This window comes from Pseudomonas sp. PS02303 (assembly GCF_029959925.1).
In the GTDB taxonomy this organism is placed as follows: Bacteria; Pseudomonadota; Gammaproteobacteria; order Pseudomonadales; family Pseudomonadaceae; genus Aquipseudomonas; species Aquipseudomonas mandelii.
In genome coordinates, this window is the sequence record NZ_JASCOM010000065.1 from 1 (window position 1) to 26,913 (window position 26,913).

The 26,913-nt window shown below is 59.8% G+C and carries 26 protein-coding genes and 1 tRNA gene; 11 read left to right on the forward strand and 16 right to left on the reverse strand.

Features of this window, described 5'->3' with window-relative positions:
• Nucleotides 1-88 precede the first annotated feature (88 nt).
• Nucleotides 89-493, reverse strand: coding sequence for a hypothetical protein (locus QMX98_RS16210; RefSeq protein WP_010458344.1), 405 nt, complete (start codon nt 491-493; stop codon nt 89-91).
• A gap of 142 nt (nt 494-635) precedes the next feature.
• Here QMX98_RS16210 and can point away from each other — a divergent pair, with 142 nt between their 5' ends.
• Nucleotides 636-1,280: a carbonate dehydratase gene (gene can, locus QMX98_RS16215; RefSeq protein WP_010458342.1), complete on the forward strand. Its 645-nt coding sequence runs from the start codon at nt 636-638 to the stop codon at nt 1,278-1,280.
• Nucleotides 1,281-1,287: 7 nt separating this feature from the next.
• Here the strand turns inward: can and QMX98_RS16220 are convergent, their stop codons facing one another.
• The 4 genes from QMX98_RS16220 to QMX98_RS16235 form a co-directional block, all read right to left on the reverse strand.
• On the reverse strand, nt 1,288-1,812 hold the full coding sequence (locus tag QMX98_RS16220) for an SET domain-containing protein-lysine N-methyltransferase (RefSeq protein WP_282411058.1): 525 nt from the start codon (nt 1,810-1,812) through the stop codon (nt 1,288-1,290).
• Between the two features lie 177 nt (nt 1,813-1,989).
• Complete coding sequence (locus tag QMX98_RS16225; protein ID WP_010458339.1) at nt 1,990-3,162, reverse strand: hypothetical protein; 1,173 nt, start codon at nt 3,160-3,162, stop codon at nt 1,990-1,992.
• Between the two features lie 73 nt (nt 3,163-3,235).
• Nucleotides 3,236-4,957, reverse strand: a complete 1,722-nt coding sequence (locus tag QMX98_RS16230) for a J domain-containing protein (RefSeq protein ID WP_282411059.1) — start codon at nt 4,955-4,957, stop codon at nt 3,236-3,238.
• 11 nt (nt 4,958-4,968) lie between these two features.
• Nucleotides 4,969-6,666 carry a molecular chaperone HscC gene (locus tag QMX98_RS16235; RefSeq protein WP_282411060.1) on the reverse strand — a complete coding sequence of 566 codons (1,698 nt, stop codon included), beginning with the start codon at nt 6,664-6,666 and terminating at the stop codon, nt 4,969-4,971.
• Nucleotides 6,667-6,900: 234 nt separating this feature from the next.
• Here QMX98_RS16235 and QMX98_RS16240 point away from each other — a divergent pair, with 234 nt between their 5' ends.
• Together QMX98_RS16240 and QMX98_RS16245 are read left to right on the forward strand one after the other, a co-directional pair.
• Nucleotides 6,901-7,191, forward strand: coding sequence for a nucleotidyltransferase (locus QMX98_RS16240; RefSeq protein WP_010458330.1), 291 nt, complete (start codon nt 6,901-6,903; stop codon nt 7,189-7,191).
• Nucleotides 7,188-7,532 carry a DUF86 domain-containing protein gene (locus QMX98_RS16245; protein ID WP_010458329.1) on the forward strand — a complete coding sequence of 115 codons (345 nt, stop codon included), beginning with the start codon at nt 7,188-7,190 and terminating at the stop codon, nt 7,530-7,532. The genes QMX98_RS16240 and QMX98_RS16245 overlap by 4 nt, the downstream gene beginning before the upstream one ends.
• Nucleotides 7,533-7,567: 35 nt before the next feature.
• Here the strand turns inward: QMX98_RS16245 and QMX98_RS16250 are convergent, their stop codons facing one another.
• Nucleotides 7,568-8,986, reverse strand: a complete 1,419-nt coding sequence (locus QMX98_RS16250) for a TIGR00366 family protein (RefSeq protein ID WP_010458328.1) — start codon at nt 8,984-8,986, stop codon at nt 7,568-7,570.
• Between the two features lie 202 nt (nt 8,987-9,188).
• On the opposite strand from QMX98_RS16250, the gene QMX98_RS16255 reads away from it, so the two are divergent.
• The 3 genes from QMX98_RS16255 to QMX98_RS16265 all read left to right on the forward strand — a co-directional run bounded on the left by QMX98_RS16255 (nt 9,189) and on the right by QMX98_RS16265 (nt 12,604).
• Nucleotides 9,189-10,502, forward strand: coding sequence for an MFS transporter (locus tag QMX98_RS16255; protein WP_010458327.1), 1,314 nt, complete (start codon nt 9,189-9,191; stop codon nt 10,500-10,502).
• Nucleotides 10,503-10,630: 128 nt separating this feature from the next.
• On the forward strand, nt 10,631-11,947 hold the full coding sequence (locus tag QMX98_RS16260) for a PAS domain-containing methyl-accepting chemotaxis protein (RefSeq protein ID WP_010458320.1): 1,317 nt from the start codon (nt 10,631-10,633) through the stop codon (nt 11,945-11,947).
• 57 nt (nt 11,948-12,004) lie between these two features.
• Nucleotides 12,005-12,604 carry a flavin reductase family protein gene (locus QMX98_RS16265; protein WP_221107371.1) on the forward strand — a complete coding sequence of 200 codons (600 nt, stop codon included), beginning with the start codon at nt 12,005-12,007 and terminating at the stop codon, nt 12,602-12,604.
• 12 nt (nt 12,605-12,616) lie between these two features.
• Here QMX98_RS16265 and QMX98_RS16270 read toward each other — a convergent pair whose 3' ends face one another.
• Nucleotides 12,617-12,985: a cupin domain-containing protein gene (locus QMX98_RS16270; RefSeq protein ID WP_077749023.1), complete on the reverse strand. Its 369-nt coding sequence runs from the start codon at nt 12,983-12,985 to the stop codon at nt 12,617-12,619.
• A gap of 76 nt (nt 12,986-13,061) precedes the next feature.
• Nucleotides 13,062-13,871: an AraC family transcriptional regulator gene (locus QMX98_RS16275; RefSeq protein ID WP_282411061.1), complete on the reverse strand. Its 810-nt coding sequence runs from the start codon at nt 13,869-13,871 to the stop codon at nt 13,062-13,064.
• Nucleotides 13,872-14,023: 152 nt separating this feature from the next.
• Here QMX98_RS16275 and QMX98_RS16280 point away from each other — a divergent pair, with 152 nt between their 5' ends.
• From QMX98_RS16280 to QMX98_RS16290, 3 genes are read left to right on the forward strand one after another with little or no spacing between them, the layout of a single operon-like run.
• Nucleotides 14,024-14,662, forward strand: coding sequence for a LysE family transporter (locus QMX98_RS16280; RefSeq protein WP_109634822.1), 639 nt, complete (start codon nt 14,024-14,026; stop codon nt 14,660-14,662).
• Nucleotides 14,663-14,672: 10 nt separating this feature from the next.
• Entirely contained in the window at nt 14,673-15,767 is a 1,095-nt protein-coding gene (ddlA, locus tag QMX98_RS16285) for a D-alanine--D-alanine ligase (protein WP_282411062.1), read from the forward strand.
• Between the two features lie 33 nt (nt 15,768-15,800).
• Entirely contained in the window at nt 15,801-16,145 is a 345-nt protein-coding gene (locus QMX98_RS16290; RefSeq protein WP_010458309.1) for a gamma-glutamylcyclotransferase family protein, read from the forward strand.
• A 76-nt stretch (nt 16,146-16,221) separates the two neighbouring features.
• Here the strand turns inward: QMX98_RS16290 and QMX98_RS16295 are convergent, their stop codons facing one another.
• From QMX98_RS16295 to ggt, 3 genes are all read right to left on the reverse strand, one after another.
• Entirely contained in the window at nt 16,222-16,593 is a 372-nt protein-coding gene (locus QMX98_RS16295; protein ID WP_077749022.1) for a helix-turn-helix domain-containing protein, read from the reverse strand.
• Nucleotides 16,594-16,596: 3 nt separating this feature from the next.
• Entirely contained in the window at nt 16,597-16,899 is a 303-nt protein-coding gene (locus tag QMX98_RS16300) for a type II toxin-antitoxin system HigB family toxin (protein WP_077749021.1), read from the reverse strand.
• 246 nt (nt 16,900-17,145) lie between these two features.
• Nucleotides 17,146-18,978: a gamma-glutamyltransferase gene (ggt, locus tag QMX98_RS16305; protein ID WP_282411063.1), complete on the reverse strand. Its 1,833-nt coding sequence runs from the start codon at nt 18,976-18,978 to the stop codon at nt 17,146-17,148.
• Between the two features lie 164 nt (nt 18,979-19,142).
• Here ggt and QMX98_RS16310 point away from each other — a divergent pair, with 164 nt between their 5' ends.
• Entirely contained in the window at nt 19,143-20,252 is a 1,110-nt protein-coding gene (locus tag QMX98_RS16310) for a DUF2817 domain-containing protein (RefSeq protein ID WP_282411064.1), read from the forward strand.
• Between the two features lie 71 nt (nt 20,253-20,323).
• Here QMX98_RS16310 and QMX98_RS16315 read toward each other — a convergent pair.
• Both QMX98_RS16315 and QMX98_RS16320 read right to left on the reverse strand, forming a co-directional pair.
• Nucleotides 20,324-20,400 (reverse strand) — tRNA-Met (locus QMX98_RS16315).
• Nucleotides 20,401-20,516: 116 nt separating this feature from the next.
• Nucleotides 20,517-22,574, reverse strand: a complete 2,058-nt coding sequence (locus QMX98_RS16320) for a methyl-accepting chemotaxis protein (RefSeq protein ID WP_282411065.1) — start codon at nt 22,572-22,574, stop codon at nt 20,517-20,519.
• Between the two features lie 332 nt (nt 22,575-22,906).
• On the opposite strand from QMX98_RS16320, the gene QMX98_RS16325 reads away from it, so the two are divergent.
• Nucleotides 22,907-24,124 (forward strand): MFS transporter, encoded by a 1,218-nt coding sequence (locus QMX98_RS16325; protein ID WP_282411066.1) that lies wholly within the window; start codon nt 22,907-22,909, stop codon nt 24,122-24,124.
• Between the two features lie 175 nt (nt 24,125-24,299).
• Here the strand turns inward: QMX98_RS16325 and ychF are convergent, their stop codons facing one another.
• From ychF to QMX98_RS16340, 3 genes are all read right to left on the reverse strand, one after another.
• Entirely contained in the window at nt 24,300-25,400 is a 1,101-nt protein-coding gene (gene ychF / locus QMX98_RS16330) for a redox-regulated ATPase YchF (RefSeq protein WP_010458288.1), read from the reverse strand.
• Nucleotides 25,401-25,422: 22 nt separating this feature from the next.
• Nucleotides 25,423-26,007 (reverse strand): aminoacyl-tRNA hydrolase, encoded by a 585-nt coding sequence (pth, locus tag QMX98_RS16335; protein ID WP_010458286.1) that lies wholly within the window; start codon nt 26,005-26,007, stop codon nt 25,423-25,425.
• Nucleotides 26,008-26,177: 170 nt separating this feature from the next.
• Complete coding sequence (locus tag QMX98_RS16340; protein WP_074880258.1) at nt 26,178-26,780, reverse strand: 50S ribosomal protein L25/general stress protein Ctc; 603 nt, start codon at nt 26,778-26,780, stop codon at nt 26,178-26,180.
• Nucleotides 26,781-26,913 lie beyond the last annotated feature (133 nt).

The window sequence follows — 26,913 nt, forward strand, 5'->3', positions numbered from 1 at the left end:
GGCAAGCCTCGCTCCTACAGGACTGGTGTCTTACCCATCCCGTAGGAGCGAGGCTTGCCCGCGAAGGCGTCCTGACTGACATCTACGATCAACGATTACCGTCCATCGGATCCCGCCGCGCCATCTCCGCCTCATCCAGCCCATTGCCCCCGCCAATATCGTCTTCATCGACAATACTCAAATCCCAATCCGCCTGATTGCCCTCACCGGCCTCATGGGCATCCCGCGCACCGTCTTCACGGATCAACGTTTCCGGGCTCATGTCATCATCTGTAGACTCATGGTCATCGGTCGAGGCCCCCGTCATGCCCGCTTCACGCACACGTTCCCGAGGCATCAGCCGTTCGCGCTCGGTTTCCGGCAGTTCGTCGCCTATTTTCGCGCTGGGTTCTTCCTCGTCGAAATCCAGTTCATGCATCGAACCCATGCGGTCTTCGTTGTCGTCGATGGGCTCGGGCTGCACCGCATCGTACGGACGTCGTGAATCAGTCATGGCAATTCCTCATACTGTGGGCCTTACTAGGGTGGACCCGCTGAACTCCTGAGAATTCCACCCGGCATTACTTGCATCAAGCGCGTGACCCCGACGGGCGGTTGTCTGTCAAACCAGCGCATCATTCTTGAGGCTTTACAGCATGAACGAATTACAAGATCTGATTGATAACAACGAACGCTGGGCCGAGGCGATCAAACAGGAAGATCCGGACTTCTTCTCCAAGCTGGCTCGCCAACAGACGCCGGAATACTTGTGGATTGGCTGTTCCGACGCCCGGGTGCCTGCCAACGAGATCGTCGGCATGCTGCCCGGCGACCTGTTCGTCCACCGCAACGTGGCCAACGTGGTGCTGCACACTGATCTCAACTGCCTGTCGGTGATTCAGTACGCGGTCGACGTGCTCAAGGTCAAACACATCCTCGTCACGGGCCACTACGGCTGCGGCGGTGTGCGCGCTTCGATGCAGGATCGCCAGCTGGGCCTGATCGACGGCTGGCTGCGCTCGATCCGTGATCTCTATTACGAGAAGCGTGAAGAACTGGCCGGGTTGCCGACCGAAGAAGAGCGCGTCGACCGTCTCTGCGAGCTCAACGTGATCCAGCAAGTGGCCAACGTCGGCCATACCAGCATTGTGCAAAACGCCTGGCATCGCGGGCAGAACCTGTCGATCCATGGTTGCATCTACGGCATCAAGGATGGCCGCTGGAAAAGCCTGAACACGACCATCAGCGGTTTTGAGCAATTGCCGCCGCAGTACCGACTGCGTCCGGTCGAAACGCTGTAAAAACGGTTCAACAGAGACTGCGCCGACGCCAGTGGTGGAAATACAACTGGCCGTCGGCGTTCGGCTGTTCATCGTAGCCGCAGATCCAGCCTCGACACTCCGGGGACCCGCACTGACAGGCGAACTGGCGCAGCAGTTTGTCTTCGGTCGTGGCGTAATCCATCGTCAAGTTGTCGCCTTTATTAATATCCGTCAGTGCCCACAACCACATTTCGCTCATGTCGAGAAAGACATTGGGGTCGCAGGAGTGCCTCAGCAGCCCGCTGAAGTGTGGGTCGTAGACGTGGATACCAGGCGCCAGTTGCCGGGTATGTCGATGGCGATAAGGCATGAGATGCCCCGACACGCGGCAGATTCGGCTGATCTGTGGAAATTCGCGCAGGGCTACGATGGCCGCGGCCAATCCACTCGCGTTGTAGATAATCTCGAAATCGACCCGGGAAGGAAATCCAAGGCCTGGCGGTAGCTCCGGGAATGGATAGAATCCATCGGGAGCTTGCGCCAGGGGCCCGTGCAGGGAATGAGGTTTCATAACGATCCTTGTCGGCAGCGCGTTGCGACTTCCCAACTGACGTCCTGTCAGCCCTGCAACACAGGGGGTTACCTCAAGATCTCGCAAATGAAACGACGGGTCTACTGTCAGAACTGACAGAAGGAAAGTGCGCTTTTGCGCGTAAGCCTTCGCTCACACGCAAACGTGCAAGGGCGTTTACAGCGCAGGCGCCGGAGCCGCAGTCACAGGTGCCGGGGCTTGCAGCTGTTTGAGCTCGGACTGGATCGGCGTCGTCGCGCATTTGGCCACGGCTTGTTCAGGCGTCAGGTTACGGATCGAGGTGTAGAACAGCTCGCAGGTTTTTTCTTTCTGGGTCACTTGCCATGTCTGTGTGCAGCCTTTCAGCTGAGCGGTCGGGTCGGTCCCGGGTTTGCTGCCCATACCGGCCTGCCAGCAGGCGGCGCTCAAATCCTGGCCCATGACTTTCAGGCCCGCGGCATCGGCCTTGGCCTGAGCATCGTCGCCGGTGTAGCTCTCCGGGTTGGCGGCGTACCAGATGTAGCTCGGGTGGTTGGAGCCCAGCACCGGCACCTTCACCCCGGCGCTCGGGCTGATCGTGGCCAGACCCAGCACATTCACGGTCGGCCCGTATTGCTGCTTGATCCAGTTACGCACCGGTGCGCCAAACGCGACCATCGGCAACGTGGCACCGCGGGCGTTCTGGCTGACTTCCTTGACCATGGTGGTCTGGTAGTCCTTGAAGTAGTCGTAGACACCTTCCAGATCCTTGCCTGCACTGGCCGGCGCCGCAATCGGCGCGATATCAATGATGGTCTGGTAACCCGGCGTCTGATCGGCGGGGATACCGTTGTCGGTCAGCAGCGTGGCCCAGCGATCCGTGGTGGCGGAGCGCAGGTAATCCTGGGCCTGTGTCAGGGAGTAATCCGGCGGGAAATGCAGCAGCTCGACGCTCTTGCGGTTTTCCAGGGCCATGCCCAGTGGCAGGAACAGATACCAGCTGTAAGCCCACTTGCCATCAACGTTGAGCTTTTTGGCGCCCGTGTAGGCCAGATCACCGGCATTGAGCAGCGCGGACAACGGTTTTTCGTAACCCTTCGGCACGCCGCTGATGTCGGCGTAGAGCTGACCGTTATCGGTTTTGACCCGCACTTTCGCAGTGCTGTAGCCATCGCGCTGTACGCTTTGGGTCAGGTAGTGCTCGACGGTTTGCTCAAGCGTCCAGTTGCGGAAGCAGACGACGTTGCAGTTGTTGGGGTAGGCGAACAGCCGCGTGACGCGTTCGGTGCTGCCCAGTTTCAGATCGACATTGGCGTGGGCGGCGGCGCTCAGGGTAAGGGCCGCGAGGGTAAGTCCTGTCAGTTTGAACATGCTCAGATCCTTTTCAGCGTGGGCCGCGTTGATCGCGGGCGATAGTTACTTAAGCAGATCGGCCGGCAATCGCTCACCTGAACATCAAATGAGTCAGGTGATATTCCGGAAAATACATCCGACACACGAAGATGACGCCGACCATCACCAGCAAAAACACCAACTGCAGCGGACTGAAGTGCGCCCAATGCAGCGCCGTCAGCCATGGACGCCGAGCGGCCAGTTCAGGATCGAGCTGACCGATACGGCGTTTGTGCAAGAGACCGATCAGCATGAAACCGACATAAGTCGCCATGCCCGGCCAACCCAACAGAAGCCCGAACAGCAACGTGAGGACGGCTTGCGGAACACCGTGTCGCATCACCAACCAACGGGTATCCGGGTTCCAGTGGCGGGGGACCAGGCCTTCGGTCAGCCACAGGTCCTGGACAACGACATGCGAGATGATCGGCACCCACCAGCTCATGGCGAAACGGAAGAACCAGACCGGCACGCAGGCGAATGCCAACGAGATAAATATCATCGGGATGCTGATGCTGAAGCCTTTGGATTTGTATTCGGTCGGGAAATAAAACAAAAACAGCGCCAGTGCGATGCCCGCCCAGACACGCACCCAGGTTTCGTCGGCGATGGGGCGCGGCAGGAAACGTCGCCAGTGAAAAACATCGGCGTGGGGCAACCGCAAACGCAATTGCGGATAACGCCACTTGAGGGTTTGCGCAAGGTCATGACAGGCCTGCCATTCGTTTTGGCCAAAGCCGTCGATCATTTTCTTCTGTTGGCCAGGCTGCATCGGATTCATCAGCAAGTGCGCGGCTTGAACGTCAGCGGCCCAAGTCCGGTTGTCTTGGGCCTTGGCCTGCAGGCTTGCGTAGAAGCTTTCCTGATTGCAGCGCTCAATCAGTGCCTGCCAGAGCGACATCGGTTCAGGATGAATGCCTTTTTTATCGTCCCAGCCAAACACCTGACCGACGCGATCGAACAGTGGCAGGCTCCATTCGGTGTCACTGAACAATTGCAGAAGGATCCGCTGCCACTCCTGACGTCGATCGAACACCTGCAGCCAGGGTTGTACGGTGTAACTTTTGAGCTGTGTCAGGAATTCCCGCTCCTTGCTGGCTTCGAGCAACTCCTGCAACACCTGCCGATAATCCTGCAGCAAGCCGCTGGCGAGAGCGTCTCGCTGCCAATCGGTCATTTCGACGTTTTGCCAGGGCGCGAGCCAATCGAGGTGCTGGACCGCCCAGGCGGCAATCGAATTGCGCAAGCCCGGATGATCGAAGCACAACGCCAGTAATCGCTGCTCAAACGCTTTGGCGCAGTGCTGTTGTTGCGCTTGGGCCCAGCGCTCGGACAGATTCTGCTCGGAGAGTCCGTCGAGCAAGGCGCGCGCCGCGAGTTCGTCCGGCGCTGCAACCGGTTCGTGAAGGGGCTGGGGGGTGGACGGTGCAAGGTTCAGCGAGCGCAGAGGGGGCGGACTTTCAAGGTTCAAGGGCCGAAGTGGAGGCGGATTTTGAAGGCTCAACGGACGCACGCCGAGCACATCGGACCCTGCCTGGAGGTCGGTGTGATTGGGCTTCTCGACAATGTCGACCGTTGCGACTTCATGTTCTTCGGCGGCGTATTCGGCTCGCCATTGCGCAACACCCAGCGCCTGCTCATAGGCTTCACGCAAGCGCTGAAAGCCTTCGGGATCTTCATCGGGCCGGAAGGTTTTCAGCAGCCTTGCATAGCTTCGCTTGATGGTGCGCGCATCAGCGTCTTCGGGCAGTTCCAGCACAGACCAGCAATCCATATTGCTGCTCCTTAGTGCCAGAGACCGTTGTCCAGCGTGCCCAGTTGCTGGGTCAGTTCACTGCGCGCTTCACGGATCCGCCGTTCATCCTGCGAATCAAGCACGTGCTGAAACTGTTTGGCCCAATGAGCAATCTGTTCACGCATCTGCCCCAGACTTTCCTGATAGAGACGCTCAAGACGTGCGGTCAACACCGTATTGACCTGCTGATCGCGCGGATGAATCTTCAACAGCGCCAGGCCCTCCAGGCGTTCCTGAATCTCTTCGGGTGTGAGCACGCCGGGGTTGTTTTCGATGACCAGCGAATGCTTGTCGCCCGTCAGGGGAATGACCACCTGGGCTTCGAGCAAACCGTTGTTGTCGTAGGTGAAACGCACGTCGAGGGCGACTTCGCCGGCCTTGCGTTTCGGCACTTTGATGTCCAGTTCGCCCAATGCCACGTTGTCTTTGACCAGACGGCTTTCGCCCTGAAAGATCTTCAGCAGCACGTGCTCTTGGTTATCTTGCAATGTGTACACCGTCTTGACCCGGCTCACCGGCACGATGCTGTTGCGCTCGATGATCGGCAAGTAATGCCCGCTTTCGTACTGCTGGCCGATTTGGGTCGAAGTCTCGATGCCCAATGTGTAAGAACAGACGTCGGTCAGCACCACTTCTTCCAGCGCGGCGGAGCGTGCTTTCAAGGCAGCCTGGATCGCCGCACCGTGGGCCACGACTTCGTCCGGATCGAGACTGATCGAAGGGAAACGCCCAAACAGGCCGGCCGCCAGTTTGCGCACCAGCGGCATGCGCGTCGTACCGCCTACCAGCAGGATTTCGTCGAGATCACTGACCCGAATCCGCGCGTCTCTCAGGGCCCGCTCGATCGGTGTGCGCAGGCGTTCGAGCAGCGGCGTGTAGAGCGTGGCCAATTGCGCTTGGGTGATGGTTTGCGTCCATTGCTGGCCGTCGACCCGCAGGCTGAATTCGGCGCTGCTGTCCAGGCCCAGGGCTTTGCGCACGCGCTCGGCCTCGCGACGCAAAGGCTGGATGATGCTGTTGCGGTCAGGAAAGTTGTCGGTGTTGCGATGGTGCTCAAGGAAATGCTCAAGCAGCACGCTGTCGAAATCTTCACCACCCAGGAAGTTGTCGCCCGCGCTGGCGCGCACTTCCATGACCCCGTCGAAGAGCTCCAGGATCGACACGTCGAAGGTGCCGCCGCCGAGGTCGAACACCAGGAACGAAGTTTCCTTGTCCCGTTGATGCAGCCCATATGCCAGCGCCGCAGCGGTTGGCTCGTTGATCAGTTTTTCAACCTTCAGACCCGCCAGCTCACCGGCAATGCGCGTGGCCTTGCGCTGGGCATCGCTGAAGTAGGCCGGCACGCTGATCACCGCTTCATGCACGGTTTCGCCGAAGGCCCGCTCGACGTCTTCCTTCAGGCTCTTGAGCACCAGCGCCGAAAGCTCCTCGGGACGGAATGACCGGTCTCCCAGACGCACTTCCGTAGCGCTGCCCATGTGCCGCTTGAACAGCGAAGCGGTCTGGCGCGGGTGAGTGTGCAAGCGCTCGCGGGCAGCCTGGCCGACCAGAACCCGGCCCTGATCATCGAGACCCACCACGCTGGGAGTGAGGAACTGGCCGAGTGCATTGGGCACCAACTCGCTGGACTCCCCGCGCCAGACGGCAACGAGGCTGTTGGTGGTTCCCAGGTCAATCCCTACGATCATGGCGATGAACTCCCTTTCCGGCCTGCAAAAAGTTGATACAGATAATATTCGCGCAAGGATATTACCGGAGCAGCGGGGCGGTAAAGGAAAGTAGTGGCACTGAGCTATTATTTGCGGCGGGACGTGGTTTGGTCCGCAAGCGTGGGATGTGACAGAGGGTTACAAGAGGTGCAGTGTCTACCGCTCTCGAGCACTGCTAGACTGGCGCAGTATTGGACTTGGCAAAGGTCACCCATGAAACCTTCTACTGCACTGGATCTAAAACGAGCAGCCGTCCGCGAGGTCGTCGGTCGATTTCGTACGTCCAACCCTCGTGTATTTGGTTCCGCGTTACTCGGGACAGATAAAGAAGGGAGTGACCTTGATTTACTGGTGGACGCTCTCCCAGGGGCCACGCTTTTCGATCTCGGAGGGCTTCAAGTCGAGCTCGAAGATTTGCTGGGGGTCAGTGTTGATCTGCTGACGCCGGGAGATCTTCCGTTGAAGTTTCGTCAGCAGGTACTCGAACAGGCTCGTCCCGTATGACTGTTAACCGTCTCGCAGATTACCTTGACCATATGCGGCAAGCCGCAAGCGATGCGCTGATTTTTGTCGAAGGCTTGAGTAAAGAAGAGTTTTCCGAAGACAAACGTACCCAGCAAGCTGTGATCATGAGCCTCATCATTATTGGTGAAGCAGCCACCAAAGTAATGGATGGCTATGCGGATTTTGCGAGCGAAAATTCACAAGTGCCATGGCGCAGCATGCGAGGTATGCGCAACCGCATTGCTCACGGCTATTTCGATATCAATCTCGAAGTGGTGTGGGATACCGTTCAGACGGCCTTGCCTGAGTTGTTGAAGGTTTTACCCTCCGATCAAATCTGATTGCACCTGCTTTGCACAGGTGCAATCAACTTCGTTTACGGCATCACCGGCGGCGTATACGTCAGCGTCGTCCCCAGCGCCCACAGCAAAAACAGCACCAGCGGCGTGTGCACCAGCAATTGCACGAACGAGAAGCCAATCAAGTCCCGCGCCTTCAACCCAAGCACGCCCAGCAGCGGCAGCATGTAGAACGGGTTGATCAGGTTCGGCAGGGCTTCAGCCGCGTTGTAGATTTGCACGGCCCAACCCAGGTGGTAATTCAGGTCGGTGGCCACCTGCATGACATAAGGCGCTTCGATGATCCATTTGCCGCCGCCGGATGGAATGAAGAAACCGAGAATCGCCGAGTAAACGCCCATCAGCAGCGCATAAGTGTCGTGGGACGCAATGCTGACGAAGAAGGTCGAGATGTGGTGGGCCAGGGTCTGCGCGTCAGTGCCTTTGACCGTGGTCATCAGCGCAGCGATCGAGCCGTAGAGCGGAAACTGGATTAGCACGCCGGTGGTGGTCGGCACCGCTCGCGATACGGCATCGAGGAAGCTGCGCGGGCGCCAGTGCAGCAGCGCGCCGAGCATGATGAACAGGAAGTTGTAAGTGTTCAGGCCCGAGATCGCGCTGATCGCCGGTTTAGTCGAAAACTCGTGGAACAGCCACCCTGCGGCCAGCAGCACCAGCAAAATCGTCAGCAACGGGCTGTGCTCCAGCCATTCGCCGGGGCGGGTGCGCGGTTGCAGCGGTGGCAGGTTGAAGCTCGGGTCAATGCCGCAGGCTTCGGCGTCGCGGGCTGTTTTCGGCCCCGGCGCGGTGGCGTAGGCGATGATCAGCGAAATCACGATCAGTGCCAGCAACATGACGCCGGACTGCCAGAGAAAAATGGTCTGGGTGAACGGAATGACGCCGGTGATCGACAGAATCGAGGGTGGCAGGCTGGCCGGGTTGGCCTGTAATTGCGCGGCGGACGACGACAGGCCCAAGGCCCACACGGCGCCAAGGCCCAGATACGCGGCAGCACCGGCGGCGCGGTAATCCATTTTCAGGTCGGTGCGGCGAGCGAGGGCGCGCACCAGCAGACCGCCGAACACCAGCGACAGGCCCCAGTTCAGCAGCGACGCCACCATGGAAATCAACGCGACCCAGGCCACGGCCGAGCGGCCGTTTTTCGGGATCCGGGCCAGGCGGTCGATGAGTTTCACCGCGGGCGGGGAGCTGGCGACCACATAACCGCCGATGACCACGAACGCCATCTGCATGGTGAACGGGATCAGGCTCCAGAACCCATCACCGAAAGCCATGGCCGCGTCAGTGGGTTTGGCGCCCATGAACAGGGTCGCCACGGCCACGATGATCACCGCCAGCGCGGCAAACACCCACGAGTCGGGGAACCAGCGTTCGGCAAAACTTGAACAGCGCAGGGCAAAGCGGGCGGAGCGGGTATCTTCGATATCAGCGGCCACGGGAGTACCTCGAATTTTTATGTTTATTGTGGTCTTTGGGGCGGCAAAGGCCCGTCTGGACAGGTGCCAACAGTAATTCAATCGGTCATTTTTTTGTGACGAAGATTAACCCGTCTGAGACTTTGGTCTAACGGGTTGTCGGTGGACGCGTTTGCGTAGACCATGGGCGCCTTGGTTTTTTGCCCGTGCCAGAGTTCTTTTCATGACTGCCAATACCGATTCGCGCCCGACGCCGTTCAGCCGCTCGGACTACAAGACCCTTGGCCTGGCGGCCCTTGGCGGCGCCCTGGAAATCTACGATTTCATCATTTTCGTCTTTTTCGCGCTGACCCTCAGCCAGCTGTTTTTCCCACCGGAAATGCCCGAGTGGCTGCGCTTGCTGCAAAGCTTCGGGATTTTCGTGACGGGTTATCTGGCGCGCCCATTGGGCGGCATTCTGATGGCGCATTTCGCCGACCGGCTGGGGCGCAAGAAGGTCTTCAGCCTGAGCATCCTGATGATGGCGCTGCCGTGCCTGCTGATCGGCATCATGCCGACCTACGCCCAGATCGGCTATTTCGCACCGCTGCTGCTGTTGGTCCTGCGGGTCCTGCAGGGCGCTGCGGTCGGCGGTGAAGTGCCGAGCGCCTGGGTGTTCGTCGCCGAGCACGCGCCGGCCGGGCATCGCGGTTATGCCCTGGGCTTCTTGCAAGCCGGGCTGACCTTTGGCTACCTGATCGGCGCCCTGACCGCGACCTTTCTGGCGCAGGCGTTCACCCCGACGGAAATCCTCGATTACGCCTGGCGTTACCCGTTCCTGCTGGGCGGCGTGTTCGGGGTGATTGGCGTCTGGCTGCGCCGCTGGCTTAGCGAAACCCCTGTGTTCATGGCCATGCAGGCCAAGCGCGAGGCCGCTGTCGAACTGCCGCTACGCACGGTCTTGCGCGAACATCGCCTGGCGATATTGCCAGCGATGCTCCTCACCTGCGTACTGACGTCGGCGGTGGTGGTGTTCGTGGTCATCACCCCGACCATGATGCAGAAAACCTTCGGCATGACTGCCAGCCACACCTTCGCCTTGAGTGCCTTGGGCATTGTGTTCCTGAACATCGGCTGTGTACTCGCCGGGCTGCTCGTCGATCGCATCGGCGCCTGGCGCACGGTCATGCTCTATAGCCTGCTGCTGCCGCTGGGCATCGGCGTGCTTTATACGTGCCTGATCACCGGGGGCCAATGGATCGGCTTGGCCTACGCGATTGCCGGACTCGGTTGCGGGGTCGTCGGCGCGGTGCCGTCGGTGATGATCAGCCTGTTTCCCGCGCGAATTCGCGTCTCGGGGATTTCCTTCACCTACAACATTGCCTACGCAGCGTGGGCGAGTGTCACACCGTTGTTGCTGATCGGTCTGATGCCGTGGAGTCCGTGGATTTGCGTGATCTTCAGTGCGGTGATGGGCGCGGTGGGCGTGAGCAGCGCTGCTTATTTCGGTACACGGATGCCCCGGGTTGAACATTGCCCGGCCGCTGGCACGGCATGAGCGCAAGGTCACGCAGGCGTGCCGCAACTATTTTTGTAGGACAACCCTGAAACACTCTTCAGAAAATATCCGCAAGGCCGATGGCTAGGCTGCATGCCGCTTTCCATTCCTGTCCATCGGTGCTTTCCATGTTCAACAAACGCTTGAAGCAGGAGCTGTCGGCTCTTCGCGAAGAACTCTCCAGCCTTCAGCAAGTGAAGGACAGTCTGGAAAGCGAGATGCTGGTCCTGACCCTGGATCCTGATGGACGGATTCAATTGGTCAACCAGAACTTCCTCGGCGAGATGCTCTACAAAAGCAGCGACCTGATCGGCCGGCACATTGAAGACATCGTCCCGCCCCATGTGAAATCGGACGAATTCCACCTCCGCTTCAAGGCTGCGCTGACCCGCCGTGAGCACTTTGCCGGCGCCGTGCGTTTGCTGCGGGGCAATGGCAAGGAAGCCTGGTTGCGTTCGATTGTGCAGCCCGTGTTGTCCTCGGAGGGGCGGATCAAGCACTTCTCGATTTATTCCAGCGACCTGACCCGCACCATCGAGGCGTCCCGCGAGCATGAGAACCTGATCGGCGCGCTGGTGCGTTCGACGGCGGTCATCGAGTTCGATCTCAATGGCAACGTGTTGGCGGCCAACGAGCGGTTCCTCAGCGGCATGGGTTACAGCCTGGCGCAAATCAAGGGCAAACATCACCGTACGTTCTGCGAGCCTGAAGAGTACAACAGCGCGGAATACCAGAACTTCTGGCGCCGCCTGAACGCCGGCGAATTCGTGGCAGGCCGCTTCAAGCGTGTGGACAACCACGGTCGTGTGGTCTGGCTGGAGGCGTCCTACAACCCGGTGGTGGATGCCAACAACACGCTCTACAAAGTGGTGAAATTCGCCACGGTGATTACCGATCAGGTCAATCAGGAGCAGGCGGTCGCCGAAGCGGCCAACATCGCCTACAGCACCTCCCAGCAAACCGATCAAAGCGCTCAGCGTGGAACCGCCGTGGTGACTCAGGCGGTGGACGTAATGCGTGACCTGGCCCGGCACATGCAAACCGCCGGCGAAGGCATCGAAGCGTTGAACGAGCAGTCGCTGGTGATTGGCACCATCGTCAAAACCATCAGCGGCATTGCCGAACAGACCAACCTGCTGGCGCTTAACGCGGCCATCGAAGCGGCGCGCGCCGGTGAACAGGGGCGAGGTTTTGCGGTGGTGGCGGATGAAGTCCGGCAGTTGGCGTCCCGTACCAGCCAGGCCACCGATGAAATCGTTGGCGTGGTACGCCAGAACCAGGACATGGCGCGCAATGCCGTGGCCCTGATGACCGACGGCAAACTTCAGGCTGAACAAGGCCTGGCGCTGGCGGCGGAAGCGGGCACGGTGATCGTCGAGATTCAGGACGGCGCGCAGAAAGTGGTGAACGCGGTCGGGCAGTTTGCCAATCAACTGGCGACTTGATAACTGACCTCTAGGTGGAAATCGCTACAATCGGCGTTTTCCCCAGGAGCAGCCCTCATGAGCGTTTCTCACCGCCGTCCGGTTCCCTTGTCCAAGGCTTATCGCTTGCTCAATCACGGGCCGACCGTGCTGGTCAGCGCGGCGCATGAAGGCCAGCGCAACATCATGGCCGCGGCCTGGGCCATGCCTTTGGACTTCGAACCGCCGAAAATCGCCGTGGTGCTGGACAAGTCCACCTGGACCCGCCAACTGCTGGAAGCGTCGGGCACCTTCGTGCTGAACGTTCCCTGCGCGGCCCAGGCCGATATCGCCCAGACTGTGGGCTCGACGTCGGGCCTGGAGCTGACTCAGGGCCAGGGCCTGGACAAGTTTCAGGTCTACGGCCTGCAGACGTTCAGTGGCGAGCTGATCGATGCGCCGATGCTTGAAGGTTGCGTCGCCTGGCTGGAGTGCCGACTGCTGCCGGAGCCCAACAACCATCAGCAATACGACCTGTTCCTGGCCGAGGTGATTGCCGCCCAGGCCGATGAGCGCGTGTTCAGCGAAGGCCGTTGGCACTTCGCGGGACACGATGCGCTACGCACCCTGCATCATGTGGCGGGCGGGCATTTCCTGACGATCGGCGAGCCGGTGGACGGCAAGACTCTGCAGCCGTAAACCGGCTGCCTTTTACACCCAGACGTCATTCTGCGCCGTGCGTTCGCCGCCTTCGCTGCCTGTATTCAGCACACCCTTGGGCTCGATCAGCAGCAGTTTCACTTCCTGCGCGGCAGAGGGTTTGTGCTCGACACCCTTTGGCACCACGTACATTTCCCCCGCGTTCAGCAGGACGTGGCCATCGCGAAAGTCGATGCGCAGCTGCCCCTCGAGCACGATGAAGGTCTCGTCGGTGTCCAGGTGATCGTGCCAGATGAAATCCCCCAGCAGTTTCACCACTTTGAACTGGTAGTCGTTCATCTCGGCGATGACCCGAGGGCTCCAGTGCGAGTCGATCCGGGCGATTTTTTCAGCGAAGTTCAGGCTTTGGTAGGCGTTCATGAAGAATGCTCTCGTGGTTGATCGTGAAGCCACGATAGTCAGCACGGCAGCGGGCTTCTTGTACGATTGTGCGCGCTCAGCGGCGGTGCATTTTCATCCAGCGGGCCGGTGACAGGCCGTATGCCTTGCTGAATTGCCGGGTCATGTGGCTCTGGTCGGTGAAACCGGCGATCAGTGCGGCACTGACCAGAGACTGGCCCTGGATCAGCAGGGCGCGGACCAGGTCCAGGCGACGCATGGTCAGGTATCGATAAGGGCTGGTGCCAAACAACAGGCGGAAATCCCTCGATAGACTCCAGCGATCCCGACCGCTGTGCTGCGCCAGTTCCTCCAGTGTCACCGTGCGATCCAGAGCGCTGTGGATGAACTCCCGCGCGCGCTCCGCCGCCACGTAGTCGAAGCGTTGGCGTTTACCGGGCGCGCCGGAGACAGTGCTCAATGCCTGCGCCAGATCGAACAGCGCGTCCTGCTCTTCCAGTGGATTGAGGGGGCAATCCAGGCTTTGCAGCAGCACGTCGGTGGCGGCGAACAGGCGTGGGTCGGTCGACAAACCGGTCTTGATGAACGGCAGCGGTTGCCCGCCGAGTATCTGCTGGATCAGCGCCGGCTCGATGTACATCATCCGGTACTTGAAGCCGGCCTCGGTGCCAGCCTCGCCATCGTGGACTTCGTCCGGGTGCAGCACCAGGGTCCCGCCGGGCAGGCTGTGGCGCCAGCCGCCGCGGTATTGAAAGCTCTGCACGCCGGCCAGGGTCCGGCCGATTGCGTAGGTGTCATGGCGGTGAAGGTCGTAGCCGTGGCCGGCAAAAAATGCCTCGAAACGCTGAACCCCGCCCACGTCGGGGGCGCGATGGAACCAGTCGATGGGAGGCGTGTGCTTGGCCATGGTGTCGTTGTCTTGAGCGCAATGTCGATCACGGTAACCCAGGGACCGGCCACCTGTCTGCTGGCCGAAAAAAGCCATTGGGCCGGTAGAAAACCGTGGGCAAATGTTGCAAGGTATCGAGCATTCTCTGAAGCCACGAAGGCGCCGATATTATGGAAATGACTCCTCTGAGCTACGCCGCACCGCTGTTGTCCCTGGCGCTTTTATGGACGGTGGCGGTAGTGACGCCGGGCCCCAATTTTTTCAATACCGCGCAATTGGCCGCCAGTTGCTCCCGCCGCCATGGCGTAGTGGCTGCGTTGGGCGTGGCGACGGGCACCGTACTCTGGGGACTGGCGGGAGGCCTTGGCATCAAGTCGCTGTTCAGCGCAGCACCGACGTTGTACCTGAGCTTCAAGATTGCCGGTGGTTGTTACCTGATTTACCTGGGCCTGAAACAGTTCAAGCGCAAACCGGCGGTGATGCCGGGGGACAGTTCGTTGAACGGGGCAGGGCGCACGTTGCTGTCGGCTTATGGCCGGGGCTTTGTAGGCAATATGACCAATCCCAAAGCTGCGCTGTTCGTGGCGACGATTTTCGCCACTGCCATGCCTGCCTCCCCGCCACCGATGCTGCTGGCGCTGGCCGTGCTGACGATGGCGACATTGTCATTCGGTTGGTATTGCAGTGTGGCGCTGCTGTTCGCCAGCCGTCGGGTGGCGGGGGCCTATGATCGTTCACGTAAATGGCTGGATCGCTTCGCCGGCAGTTGTTACTTGCTGTTCGGCGCGCATCTGGTGGCCAATCGTTGAGGAGTTTTGAATGAGCAAACTGCGGGTAGGGATTATTTTTGGTGGTCGTTCGGCGGAGCACGAAGTGTCGCTGCAATCGGCGAAAAACATCGTCGATGCGCTGGATCGGTCGCGCTTCGAACCGGTGCTGATCGGTATCGACAAGCAAGGCCTTTGGCACCTCAATGATCCATCGAACTTCCTGCTCAACCAGGAAAATCCGGCCCTGATCGCCCTCAACCAGTCCAACCGGGAACTGGCCGTGGTACCGGGCAAGGCCAGCCAGCAATTGGTCGAAACCTCGAGTCAGGAAATGCTGGGCCACGTCGATGTGATCTTCCCGATAGTGCACGGCACGCTGGGTGAAGACGGTTGCCTGCAAGGCCTGTTGCGCATGGCGGATTTACCCTTTGTCGGCTCCGATGTGCTCGGCTCGGCGGTGTGCATGGACAAGGACATCAGCAAGCGGCTGTTGCGTGATGCCGGGATTGCAGTCACGCCCTTCGTGACCCTGACTCGTGCCAGCGCCGCGCGCACCGGGTTCGCCGAGGTCCAGGCCAAACTCGGTCTGCCGCTGTTCGTGAAGCCGGCGAACCAGGGGTCGTCCGTGGGCGTCAGCAAGGTCAGTGACGAAGCCGAGTACACGGCGGCAGTGGAACTGGCCCTGGGTTTCGATGAAAAAGTATTGATCGAATCCGCCGTCAACGGTCGCGAGATCGAGTGCGCGGTGCTGGGCAACGAAGATGCCATCGCCAGCGGTTGTGGCGAGATCGTGGTGCGCAGCGGCTTCTATTCCTACGACAGCAAATACATCGACGCTCAAGCGGCAGAGGTCGTGGTGCCGGCCAACATCAGCAGCGAGGCCAGTGAGCGCATCCGCGCCTTGGCTGTCGAGGCGTTTCAGGTGCTCGGCTGTTCCGGGCTGGCGCGGGTCGATGTGTTCCTGACCGACAGCGGCGAAGTGCTGATCAACGAAATCAACTCACTGCCCGGCTTCACCCGAATCAGCATGTACCCCAAGCTCTGGCAAGCCACCGGCATGACTTACAGCGAGCTGGTCAGCCGCTTGATCGATCTGGCGCTGGAGAAGCACAAGGCACGGCAAGCGTTGAAGATCACCCGATAAGCTACTCGGGACTATTCAAACAAGGATTTATGGATGAGCGATAAAACGGAGTACCTGTTTTCCTACGGCACCTTGCAGGACAAAGTCGTGCAACTGGCCAACTTCGGGCGCGAGCTCAGCGGCAGTGCCGATGCGATGCTGGGGTACGAGCAGTCCTGGGTCGAAATCACCGACCCAGAGGTGTTGGCCACCAGCGGCAAGACTCACCATCCGATTCTTCGTCCGGGAAGCGATAGCAGCGTCCCGATTCCCGGCATGGTGTTCCAGATCACACCCGAGGAACTAGCCGCCGCCGACAGTTATGAGGTATCGGATTACAAGCGTGTCAGCGTAGTCCTTCAATCCGGGATTGAAGCGTGGGTGTACGTGAGCGTGTAGTGTGCCTGCGTGATATCCGATGAGCCGGGGAGGGGAGGTTTTCAGCGTCGGCCAGTACGCTTCGACCGACGTTTGATCAAGCTTGTTTCATAGGTTTAATCAGGCTCTCTGCTGGTATTCCGAACAGATCATGTAGTTTCCATATCATCGGGAGCGTCAACGCACGCTTGCCATTAAGCACTTCGTAAACCCGGTTTGTCCGGCCAATGGCAGGCGCAAGGTCCGCTGCGGACAGACCTGATTGTTCCATGCGAAATTTTATCGCATCGATTGGATTGGGCAGATCAACTGGAAACTGCTTCGATTCATAAGCTTCGATCAGTGTGATCATGATGTCGAAATAATCCCCTTCAGGCGTGCCAGGCTCTGGCTCATTGTCGAAAAGGGCAGATACAGTCTTGAGGGCTGCGCGGTAGTCCTCGTCGGTGTGAATCGGACGAATGTTCATTGGTTACTCCATCTCGACGGTATCGGCGTCGATTGCGTCGTACTGCTTGTGAGTGCCGACAAATTTTATGTAAACGGCGCCGAAGCGATAAGCCACAGCGACTACCAGCCGAAAGTCATTACCCTTGATGTTGAACACGACTCTACGGCTCTTGAGAATGCTGGCGGTAGCAAAGTGCGCTTTTATGTTCGCAGGTGTTTTCCACTCGGCATTTCTTGCCTCGTCAATCCAAGCTAGTAAGGATTGTTCTGCGTCCGGGTAGCGCTCCCAAAAACTTTTAAGCTGACTAATGGCGATAATTCTCATGGCGTGATCCTAGTCCCGTGATGGGACTGATGCAAGTCTGTGGAGGTGTGGCCGATGGGAGGTGCGGATTCGACTTTGTACCTAGGTGCTTCGGGTGGCTGAACTGATGCGAAAAATAATCTTTGAACTCTATCGAAGAAGCAGTGGTGTGCAGGTAGGAAAAGTCGGCGCGAGGTAGCCGAACAGGACTCATTACATACAAAAAAGGCCTACCTCCCGGTAAGCCTTTTCCACCCTCTGTAGGAATCAATCCCCCAACGCAGCCCCCTCACGCCGAGGATCGGCCCCGCCCGCCAACGAAGCCTTCCCCTGCGCATCCTTCACCCGGACAATCGCCTGGGTGCCGCTGGTCATGTCGATCTCGCTCACGCTGTGCCCTTTGTCCTTCAGCGCCTGAATCAACCCGGCGCTGAACTGCCCCTCTTCCAGTTCCGTCGGGCCGTTGCGGCTGCCGAAGTTGGGCAGGCTGATGGCGGCTTGCGGGTCGAGGTTCCAGTCGAGCAGGCCGATGGTGGATTTGGCGACGTACTCGATGATTTGCGAGCCGCCCGGCGAGCCGATGGTGGCGAGGAATTCGCCGCTCTGACGGTCGAAAATCAGCGTCGGTGCCATGGACGAGCGGGGGCGTTTGCCGGGTTCGACGCGGTTGGCGACTTTCTGCCTGTTTTCTTCGGGGATGAACGAGAAGTCGGTCATCTGATTGTTGAGCAGAAAACCCTGAACCATCACGTGCGAGCCAAACGCGGATTCGACGGTGGTGGTCATGGACACCGCGCCCCCTTCGTCATCGACCGCCACCACTTGCGAGGTGGAGATGCGCAGCGGTGAACGGTCCGGTGCGTAGGCGATCTTGATGCCCGGTGGGGTGCCGGGTTTGGCCGTGCCCATGCTGCGGTCACCGATCAGGGCGGCGCGGCTGGCCAGGTAGCTCGGGTCCACCAGGCCTTTGACAGGGACGGGCACGAAGTCGGCGTCGGCCAGATAGAGCGCGCGGTCGGCGTAGGCCAGGCGCTCGGCTTCGGCAATCAGGTGCACGGCTTCTGGCGTCGGCTCGGTGCCGGCGGGTTTGTCGGTCTTGACCGGTTTCATTGAGGCCAAGGCAAAACGCTGGTCGCGTACTTCCAGCGCCTGGAGTGTGCCGAGGATCTGCGCCACGGCGATCCCGCCCGACGACGGCGGCGGCATGCCGCAGACCTGCCAGCGTTTGTAGTCGGTGCATAGCGGCGCGCGTTCCTTGGCCGTATAGCCTTGGAGATCGTTCAGCGACAGACTGCCAGGGTTGGCGTGGCCCTGAACCTTGGCGACGATTTCTTGCGCAACCGGCCCTTTGTACAACGCATCGGGACCTTCTGTGGCGATGCGTTTGAGCACGGCGGCCAGTGCCGGGTTTTTCAGCTGAGTGCCGGCGGCTTTCGGGCTGCCATCGGCATTCAGGAAGTACGCCATCATGTCAGGCGAGCGACGCATGGAGGAATCTGAAGCGATCAGCTGATGCAAGCGCGGCGAGATGGCGAAACCTTGCTCCGCGAGTCGGATGGCCGGTTCGAACAGTTGCGCCCATGGCAGACGACCGTGTTTCTGATGTGCCAGCTCAAGCGCTCGCAACACACCGGGCGTGCCCACTGAGCGACCCCCAATCTGCGCCTGGGTGAAGGCCATCGGTTTGCCGTCGGCTTGTAGGAAAAGCTTCTCCGTGGCGCCGGCCGGTGCGGTTTCGCGACCGTCGTAAGTGCGCACGTTCTTGCCATCCCACAACACAATGAACGCGCCGCCGCCGATGCCCGAGGATTGAGGCTCCACCAGCGTCAACACCGCTTGCATGGCAATCGCGGCATCCACCGCCGAGCCGCCCTGACGCAGCATCTCGCGCCCGGCCTCGGCCGCCAGAGGGTTGGCTGCCGCCGCCATGTGTTTCGAGGCGTGCCGGGTTTGCAGGTCGGTGCGATAACCCGAGGCGACTTCCGGCGCGATCGGCAATGTCGACGTGGGCGGGGCGTTGCACGCTGCAAGGGTCAGCGCGGTGGCGATCAGCGAAAAGGCTGACAGGCGAAAGCGGCTCAAGCGGAAGGCTGAGAACACGTTGGGCACTCCGTCCGTGGGAAAAGATCAGGGGACTTTATCGGCCGACAGGGCGTGGTGCAAACCACGGATGAGAGCCAAGACGCTTTTACCCTTCATGAGTTGACGGATTTTCTGTAGGGTCGAGGGCATCAGACGGGGCAGAAAATCAACAAGAGGCAGCCATGCAGACCGAGTTTTCCACCCAGCCGAGTTATCGCACTCAGCGTGAGCAATTCCTCGCCGCAGCGACCGCGGCCGGAGCGACGTTGACTGAATATCCGCATCCCCTCAAAGGACCTTTCGGTGAACCCTTGAGCACCGATGTGGCGGTGTTGGGTGATCCAGGTGCCAAGCGATTGCTGATTGCGTTGAGCGGCACCCATGGGGTGGAAGGTTTCTATGGCTCGGGATGCCAGATCAAGTGGATGCAGGAGTTGGGCAAGCGTTCACTGCCGGCGGATGTCGCGGTGGTGATGATCCACCTGATCAATCCCTGGGGCACCGCATGGCTGCGTCGGGTCAACGAAGACAACATCGATCTGAACCGCAATCACCTGAACTTCGAACGTCCGCTGCCGGACAATCAGGCTTACGCAACGCTGCATGACATCTATGTGTTCACTGAGTTGCGGGGGCCCGAACGTGAGCGCGCCGACGCCTTGCTCGACGGACAGATTCGCGAACACGGCTGGCCAGCGGTGATGTCGATCGTCGAGGGCGGCCAGCACAGTCATCCCGATGGCCTGTTTTATGGCGGCCTGGCGCCGAGCTGGTCGAACCGCACGCTGCACGAAATCCTGCAAACGCATGTTGCCCACGCCGAGGTCGCGATGTGTTTCGATTTGCACACTGGCGCTGGCGAGTACGGTCATCCGATGTTGCTGACCATCACCGAGGCGGCTTATCCGGCGCTACCCGATGCGCAGGCCATTTATGGTCCCTGGCTCTACACGTTGCTGACCGGTGCCGACACCTTGAGTGAAACCGGCGTGGCGGCCACCGCGACGGGCTACACCTCGCAGGCACTGATCAATGCGCTGCCGCAGGTCAAACTGATGCCGTTCGTGATCGAGTGCGGGACGTATCCGGGGCCGGACGTTCATCGTCATTTGCGCGATGACCACTGGCTGCATCTGCACGGTAATCCAAGTAATGCGGTGGGGCGCGAGATCAAACTGAATCTGCTGGAGCAGTTCTATCCCGCCGACAGCGACTGGCAGGCGATGGTCTGGCTGCGGACGTGGCAGATTTGGGAGCGCGCGTTATCGGCGTTGCCGACGGTTCGTTCTTGAAGTGCTGTTAGGGGCACTTTTCGCGAGGCATAAAAAAACGGCCTACCTTACGGTAAGCCGTTTTTAGTACTTGGTGGCTACACAGGGACTTGAACCCCGGACCCCAGCATTATGAATGCTATGCTCTAACCAACTGAGCTATGTAGCCAAGTGGCGCGCATTATTCACCGGTAATGCAGATGCGTCAAGCGTAAATCCAAAATATTTCTCTACGCTTTCAACCGCTTATCCACCTGAGCCGAATATTCGGGCCCGGTGAGGGCGTCAACTGAGCTGAAATCTCCCGGTATTGGCACTCAAGGCCTTGCTGCCCTGGCTCAAGGTGTCCGCCGCCAGGTTCACCGCCCGCGCGCCTTCGAGCAACCTTACCGCGGCCTGATCGACCTGCTGGATGTTACCGCTGACTTCATCGGCGGTGCTGGCCTGTTCCTCAACCGCCGTGGCGATCTGCGCCAGGGTGTCGGTAACGCCTTGCACCGCGTGGGCAATTTCCCCGAGGCGTTCGCCCAGGCCTGTGACCGACTGGGCATCACTTTGCGCTTGGCTACAGGCCGCCTCCATCAGGCTGACCGCCTCATTCACCGTGCTGCGCAGACTGTCGACAGTGCCGGCGATCTGCGCGGTGGAGGACTGAGTGCGTTGCGAGAGGCTGCGCACTTCATCCGCCACCACCGCAAAGCCGCGACCCTGTTCGCCCGCGCGAGCCGCCTCGATCGCCGCGTTGAGCGCCAGCAGATTAGTCTGCTCGGCCACGCCGCGAATGGTGTCGACCACCAATTGAATCTGCTGGCCTTGTTCGCTGACCCGGCCGAGTGCCGCCGCCGTGTCGTTCAAGCGCTGGTTGAGCTGCTGAATGCTCGCCGTGGTGCGTTGGCTGTCGCGGCTGCTGTCGGCCGCAATGCGTTGGGTGTGTTGAGCGCTGCCGGACGCCTGTTCGCAACTCTGGGCGACACCCTGAGAGGTCGCGGCCAACTGCGTGGCCGCAGCGGCGATCTGGCTGATCTGCAATTGCTGCGCTTCAACTTCGCCCAAGGCGCCGCTGGAGTGATGGTTGAGGGTGCGCACCGCGTTGCTCACCTGCAAGGTTTCGTGATCGACCCCCAGCAAACTGTTGCGCAGCTGCACCACGGCGACATTCAGGGCGGTGCTGATGGCCGCCAGCTCGTCGCGCCCCTGCACCGGCACTTGCAGGCTTAGGTTGCCGTCGCGCAATGCTTCGGCCAGCAGGGTGATGCCGCTGGCGCTGCGCCGGATCGAGGCCTGCAAGCAGATGAACAGGTACAGCGCGGCCAGCAGCAGGCAGCCAAAGATCGTCGCCACCAGAATAAACTGGCTGATCGCCGAGCCATGGTAGTAATCCAGGCGTTGATCCAGCGAAACCAATGACTGCTGGCGCAGCGAGGCGAGGTCGGTGAGCAGGCTGTCGAGGCTGCGTTCGAATTCTTCCGGCTTGAGCTTGATGCTGCCGCCGAAGATGCCGTCATCGAGGACTTTCAGTTCAGCATCGAGATGCTTGAGGCTGTCGTGGTATTGCCCGGCCCAGCTTTGCAACGCGCTGGGCAGGCGTGCTTCCAGCAGGCTGGCGGTTTTCGCCAGCTGTTCCCGGGCATCGCCGATACGACTGCGCAAATCGCGCAATTGCAGACGGCTTTGCAGGGTGAACTGCCCGGACACCACCGATGCCTGACCGACGCTGGCCAGGCGGCCAACCCGCTCAATCAGGTCCGGCGCATGCTGTGTCGAGATTTGCGTCAGCAAGTAGGTTTCCAGCCACGGCGCGAGGGTCAGGCGATTGTCCATGGCGATCTGCTCGCGCAGGGCTTGCAGCGCACTCAAGGCATTGGTGAAACGATCGTAGCCATCCGGCCACCAACCAACGCTGCTCAGGCTTTTCGAGTCGAGGCCGTTGAGGGCGGTTTGCAGGGCCTGATAACGGGTCAGGGTTTCGCCCTCGGCGCCTTCGGTTTTCAGCGCATCACCGAGGTCCGAGGTGGCTTGGGCGACGGCGGGTTGAACCGCATCGAACCCAGCCATCGCGGCAAGGGTTGCAGGCGTTGGCTGGCGATTGGTTTCCGTCGCACGCCAGCGTGCGGCGCGGTCACGTTGGGCGGCGAGCAGGTTATCGAGCGCATCCAGGGCGAGCAGTTGCCGAACACCGGCACGTTCGCCGGAGATCAAGTTAAGTTTGGCGCGATAGTCCTGACCAATCATCACCAGGCTGCCTGCCAGCGGCAGGATAAACAGCAGAAACAACAACTGAAATTTGCGTGCGAAGCCAAAACGCCCCAGCAATCCGATCCCCGGTGATAAAAAAGCCTGCATGCCCCATGACTCCTCTGGACACCACGCACCATTGGCGTGCGTCGGGGTCGTTGCGACCGCGACTTGTGCCCTTTTAAAAGGCCTCGAAAGTTCACCCTTGTCAGCTCTGTAGGCCGACTCTGTAGCGAAACTTCCCATTCTCGGTCCCCTTTGTAAGGGCCGCGTTGAAGCGGATTAACAAGGCAAGATTCAGACCATGGCGTTGCGCTATCACCTTCTTGGCGATGAGTGTCGAGGTCGTTAGCAGGCTAAGGGGATGGCGCTGTCGCACTGAAAAATGGCACATTGACGCACCTGCCTGCGTGCACCCCATCTGCTGTACGGAAATTCTCATGGCTATCAGCAATGTTCAGACCGGCACGACGTCGGCACCCGCGACTTCACAAAGCAGCCCTCTGGTCATGCGCATCATTGGCGCGGTGGCGCTGGCGCATTTGATCAATGACCTGATCCAGTCGGTTCTACCGTCGATTTATCCGATGTTGAAGGCCAACTATGGCCTGACATTTACCCAGGTTGGATTGATCACTTTGACGTTCCAGCTGACGGCTTCGCTGTTGCAGCCATGGGTCGGTTACCACACCGATCGCCATCCCAAGCCCTGGCTGCTACCGGCGGGAACCGTCTGCACGCTGATCGGTATTTTGATGATGTCGGTGGTCGGTACTTTTCCGCTGATTCTGCTGGCGGCGGGGTTGATTGGCATCGGCTCGTCGACCTTTCACCCGGAAGCTTCTCGCGTGGCTCGACTGGCCTCGGGCGGGCGATTCGGTCTGGCGCAATCGACCTTTCAGGTCGGCGGCAATGCCGGCTCGGCCTTCGGCCCTTTGCTGGCAGCGGCGATCATCATTCCCTTCGGCCAGGGCCATGTGGCGTGGTTTGGATTGTTCGCCGTGTTTGCGCTGTTCGTGCTCTATCGGATCAGCCGCTGGTACGCCAACCACTTAAACCTGTTCAAGCTCAAACAAGGTCAGGCGACGACGCACGGCCTGTCGAAACGCCGGGTGATCAGCGCGCTGGTGGTGCTCGGGCTGCTGGTGTTCTCCAAGTATTTCTACATGGCCAGTTTCACCAGCTACTTCACCTTCTACCTGATCGAGAAGTTCGACCTGTCGGTGGCCAGTTCGCAGCTGCATCTGTTCCTGTTCCTGGGCGCCGTGGCGGCGGGGACGTTCTTCGGTGGGCCGATTGGCGACAAGATCGGGCGTAAGGCGGTGATTTGGTTCTCGATCCTTGGCGTGGCGCCATTCACGCTGATCCTGCCTCACGTTGATCTGTTCTGGACCAGCATTCTGAGCGTGCTGATCGGCTTTATCCTCGCGTCAGCCTTTTCGGCCATCGTGGTGTACGCACAGGAACTGGTGCCGGGCAATGTCGGGATGATTGCCGGGGTGTTCTTCGGATTGATGTTCGGTTTTGGCGGGATTGGCGCGGCGTTGCTCGGGCATCTGGCGGATGTCCACGGCATCGAATACGTGTACTTTCTGTGCTCGTTCCTGCCATTGTTTGGCGTACTCGCGATCTTGCTGCCAAGAACCAAAAAGGCGTAGCACCGCTCCATCTGTAGGAGCGTGGCTTGCCCGCGAAGGCCATTACGCGTTTGCCAGGAACACCGCGTCATCGTTCTTCGCGGGCAAGCCTCGCTCCTGCAGGATTAGGTCTCGCCCGGATTTCAGGCACAAAAAAGCCGCGTATTAAACGCGGCTTTTTCTTGTTCGGCTGCTTTTACACGTTGAAACGGAAGTGCATCACGTCGCCGTCTTTAACGATGTAGTCCTTGCCTTCCAGGCGCCATTTACCGGCTTCTTTAGCGCCGGCTTCGCCCTTGTACTGGATGAAGTCGTCATAGGCGATGACTTCGGCACGGATGAAGCCTTTTTCGAAGTCGGTGTGGATCACGCCAGCGGCTTGTGGCGCGGTAGCACCTACGCGGACGGTCCAGGCGCGGACTTCTTCGACACCGGCGGTGAAGTAGGTCTGCAGGTGCAGCATTTCGTAGCCGGCGCGGATCACGCGGTTCAGGCCAGGCTCTTCGAGGCCCAGGGCTTCGAGAAACATGTCTTTCTCTTCGCCGTCTTCGAGTTCGGCGATTTCGGCTTCGATCTTGTTGCAGACCGGAACCACCATGGCGCCTTCTTCTTCGGCGATGGCCTTGACGATGTCCAGGAGCGGGTTGTTCTCGAAACCGTCTTCAGCGACGTTGGCGATGTACATGACCGGCTTGGTGGTCAGCAGGTGGAAGCCACGAATCACCGCTTTGTCGTCGGCGCCCATGTTCTTCATCAGCGTGCGCGCTGGCTTGCCGAGGGTGAAGTGAGCGATCAGTTGCTCCAGCAGACCTTTCTGGACCACGGCGTCCTTGTCACCACCCTTGGCGTTACGGGCAACTTTCTGCAGTTGCTTCTCGCAGCTGTCGAGGTCGGCGAAGATCAGTTCCAGGTCGATGATTTCGATGTCGCGTTTCGGGTCGACGCTGTTGGAGACGTGAATCACGTTCTCATCTTCGAAGCAGCGGACCACGTGAGCGATAGCATCGGTCTCGCGGATGTTAGCGAGGAACTTGTTGCCCAGGCCTTCACCTTTCGAGGCGCCGGCCACCAGGCCCGCGATGTCGACGAATTCCATGGTGGTTGGCAAGATGCGCTTTGGATTGACAATGGCCGCCAGGGCTTCCAGGCGTGGATCCGGCATCGGCACGATACCGGTGTTCGGCTCGATGGTGCAGAAGGGGAAGTTCTCGGCCGCGATCCCGGATTTGGTCAGGGCGTTGAATAGGGTGGACTTGCCGACGTTAGGCAGGCCGACGATGCCGCAATTGAATCCCATGGTGTTTTCCCCGAGGAGTGAGTCAGGCCTTCTGGCTGTGCAGGTTTTTCATCGCGCGGTTCCATTCACCGGCGAGGATATCCGGCAGCACGCCGAGGGCAAAGTCGATGCTGGCATCGAGTTTTTCCTGTTCGGCGCGTGGCGCACGACCCAGGACGAAATTTGAAACCATACTGGCAACGCCCGGGTGGCCAATGCCAAGCCGCAAGCGGTAAAAGGTATTCTGATTGCCCAGTTGCGCGATGATGTCGCGCAACCCGTTGTGACCGCCATGGCCGCCGCCCTGTTTGAGCTTGGCAACGCCGGGAGGCAGGTCGAGTTCGTCATGCGCCACCAGGATTTCTTCAGGCGTAATGCGGAAGAAGCCGGCAAGTGCCGCGACGGCCTGGCCGCTGCGGTTCATGTAGGTGGTGGGAATCAGCAGACGAACATCCTGACCCTGATGCGAATAGCGCCCGGTCAGGCCGAAATATTTGCGATCGGCCACAAGGTTGACGCCTTGCGCGTTCGCGATGCGCTCAACAAAAAGGGCCCCTGCGTTATGCCGGGTCTGTTCGTATTCAGCGCCTGGATTTCCCAGGCCAACGATCAGTTTGATGGCAGTCACGATAGGGGCCCTTCTTTGGAGTGGTGGATAACATCGCCGCAATCAGTGTGTGCGGCGAAAGTGGACGAAAAGTGCTCATTTACCATTATGTAAACTCCGCGTTCTCGCCCGCTTTCTCGCTACGTTCCAGTCCGCGATGTTACTTGATCACTCCGGCATGACAGAGTGAATTACTCTGCTGCGCCTTCTTCAGTAGCTTCTGGAGCAACACGTGGAGCGTGGACGTTGGCAACAGCCTTGTCATCGCCGTGTGCCAGAGCAACAAACTCAACGCCTTTAGGGGCTTTGAGGTCGGACAGGTGAATGATCGAACCGATTTCGGCGTTAGCCAGGTCGACTTCGATGAATTCAGGCAGGTCTTTTGGCAGGCAGGTCACTTCGATTTCCGAAACAACGTGCGAAACTTCGCCGCCTTTCTTGATCGGGGCTTCTTCGCCAACAAAGTGTACAGGCACGATAGCGGTCAGTTTCTGGCCAGCTACAACGCGCACGAAGTCAGCGTGCAGTACGTGGCCTTTGGCCGGGTGACGCTGCAGAGCCTTGATGATTACGTTTTGCTTGGTGCCGCCAACGTTCAGCTCGATGATGTGGCTGTAAGCCGCTTCGTTTTCGAGCAGTTTGGCAACTTCTTTAGCCAGCATGCTGATGGATTCAGGGGCTTTTTCGCCACCGTAAACTACAGCTGGAACCAGGCTTGCGAGACGACGCAGGCGGCGGCTCGCACCTTTCCCCAGGTCGGAACGCACTTCAGCATTCAGAGTAAATTCGTTCATTTTGTATCTCCAAAATAACCACATTCGCCCCAGCGGTTGCGACCAGCGCTAAAGGCGATATGGGCAAAAAAGCCCCGCCCCGGCAGGAATGCCGGGGCGGGGCGCGTTTCGTCAGCGAGACAGTCGAGAAGGG

Bases quoted from the DNA above. Each gene is read 5' to 3' on its own strand.
- QMX98_RS16210 (WP_010458344.1), bottom strand. From the start codon at position 493: ATGACTGATTCACGACGTCCGTACGATGCGGTGCAGCCCGAGCCCATC.
- can (WP_010458342.1), top strand. From the start codon at position 636: ATGAACGAATTACAAGATCTGATTGATAACAACGAACGCTGGGCCGAG.
- QMX98_RS16220 (WP_282411058.1), bottom strand. From the start codon at position 1,812: ATGAAACCTCATTCCCTGCACGGGCCCCTGGCGCAAGCTCCCGATGGA.
- QMX98_RS16225 (WP_010458339.1), bottom strand. From the start codon at position 3,162: ATGTTCAAACTGACAGGACTTACCCTCGCGGCCCTTACCCTGAGCGCC.
- QMX98_RS16230 (WP_282411059.1), bottom strand. From the start codon at position 4,957: ATGGATTGCTGGTCTGTGCTGGAACTGCCCGAAGACGCTGATGCGCGC.
- QMX98_RS16235 (WP_282411060.1), bottom strand. From the start codon at position 6,666: ATGATCGTAGGGATTGACCTGGGAACCACCAACAGCCTCGTTGCCGTC.
- QMX98_RS16240 (WP_010458330.1), top strand. From the start codon at position 6,901: ATGAAACCTTCTACTGCACTGGATCTAAAACGAGCAGCCGTCCGCGAG.
- QMX98_RS16245 (WP_010458329.1), top strand. From the start codon at position 7,188: ATGACTGTTAACCGTCTCGCAGATTACCTTGACCATATGCGGCAAGCC.
- QMX98_RS16255 (WP_010458327.1), top strand. From the start codon at position 9,189: ATGACTGCCAATACCGATTCGCGCCCGACGCCGTTCAGCCGCTCGGAC.
- QMX98_RS16260 (WP_010458320.1), top strand. From the start codon at position 10,631: ATGTTCAACAAACGCTTGAAGCAGGAGCTGTCGGCTCTTCGCGAAGAA.
- QMX98_RS16265 (WP_221107371.1), top strand. From the start codon at position 12,005: ATGAGCGTTTCTCACCGCCGTCCGGTTCCCTTGTCCAAGGCTTATCGC.
- QMX98_RS16270 (WP_077749023.1), bottom strand. From the start codon at position 12,985: ATGAACGCCTACCAAAGCCTGAACTTCGCTGAAAAAATCGCCCGGATC.
- QMX98_RS16275 (WP_282411061.1), bottom strand. From the start codon at position 13,871: ATGGCCAAGCACACGCCTCCCATCGACTGGTTCCATCGCGCCCCCGAC.
- QMX98_RS16280 (WP_109634822.1), top strand. From the start codon at position 14,024: ATGGAAATGACTCCTCTGAGCTACGCCGCACCGCTGTTGTCCCTGGCG.
- ddlA (WP_282411062.1), top strand. From the start codon at position 14,673: ATGAGCAAACTGCGGGTAGGGATTATTTTTGGTGGTCGTTCGGCGGAG.
- QMX98_RS16290 (WP_010458309.1), top strand. From the start codon at position 15,801: ATGAGCGATAAAACGGAGTACCTGTTTTCCTACGGCACCTTGCAGGAC.
- QMX98_RS16295 (WP_077749022.1), bottom strand. From the start codon at position 16,593: ATGAACATTCGTCCGATTCACACCGACGAGGACTACCGCGCAGCCCTC.
- QMX98_RS16300 (WP_077749021.1), bottom strand. From the start codon at position 16,899: ATGAGAATTATCGCCATTAGTCAGCTTAAAAGTTTTTGGGAGCGCTAC.
- QMX98_RS16310 (WP_282411064.1), top strand. From the start codon at position 19,143: ATGCAGACCGAGTTTTCCACCCAGCCGAGTTATCGCACTCAGCGTGAG.
- QMX98_RS16320 (WP_282411065.1), bottom strand. From the start codon at position 22,574: ATGCAGGCTTTTTTATCACCGGGGATCGGATTGCTGGGGCGTTTTGGC.
- QMX98_RS16325 (WP_282411066.1), top strand. From the start codon at position 22,907: ATGGCTATCAGCAATGTTCAGACCGGCACGACGTCGGCACCCGCGACT.
- ychF (WP_010458288.1), bottom strand. From the start codon at position 25,400: ATGGGATTCAATTGCGGCATCGTCGGCCTGCCTAACGTCGGCAAGTCC.
- QMX98_RS16340 (WP_074880258.1), bottom strand. From the start codon at position 26,780: ATGAACGAATTTACTCTGAATGCTGAAGTGCGTTCCGACCTGGGGAAA.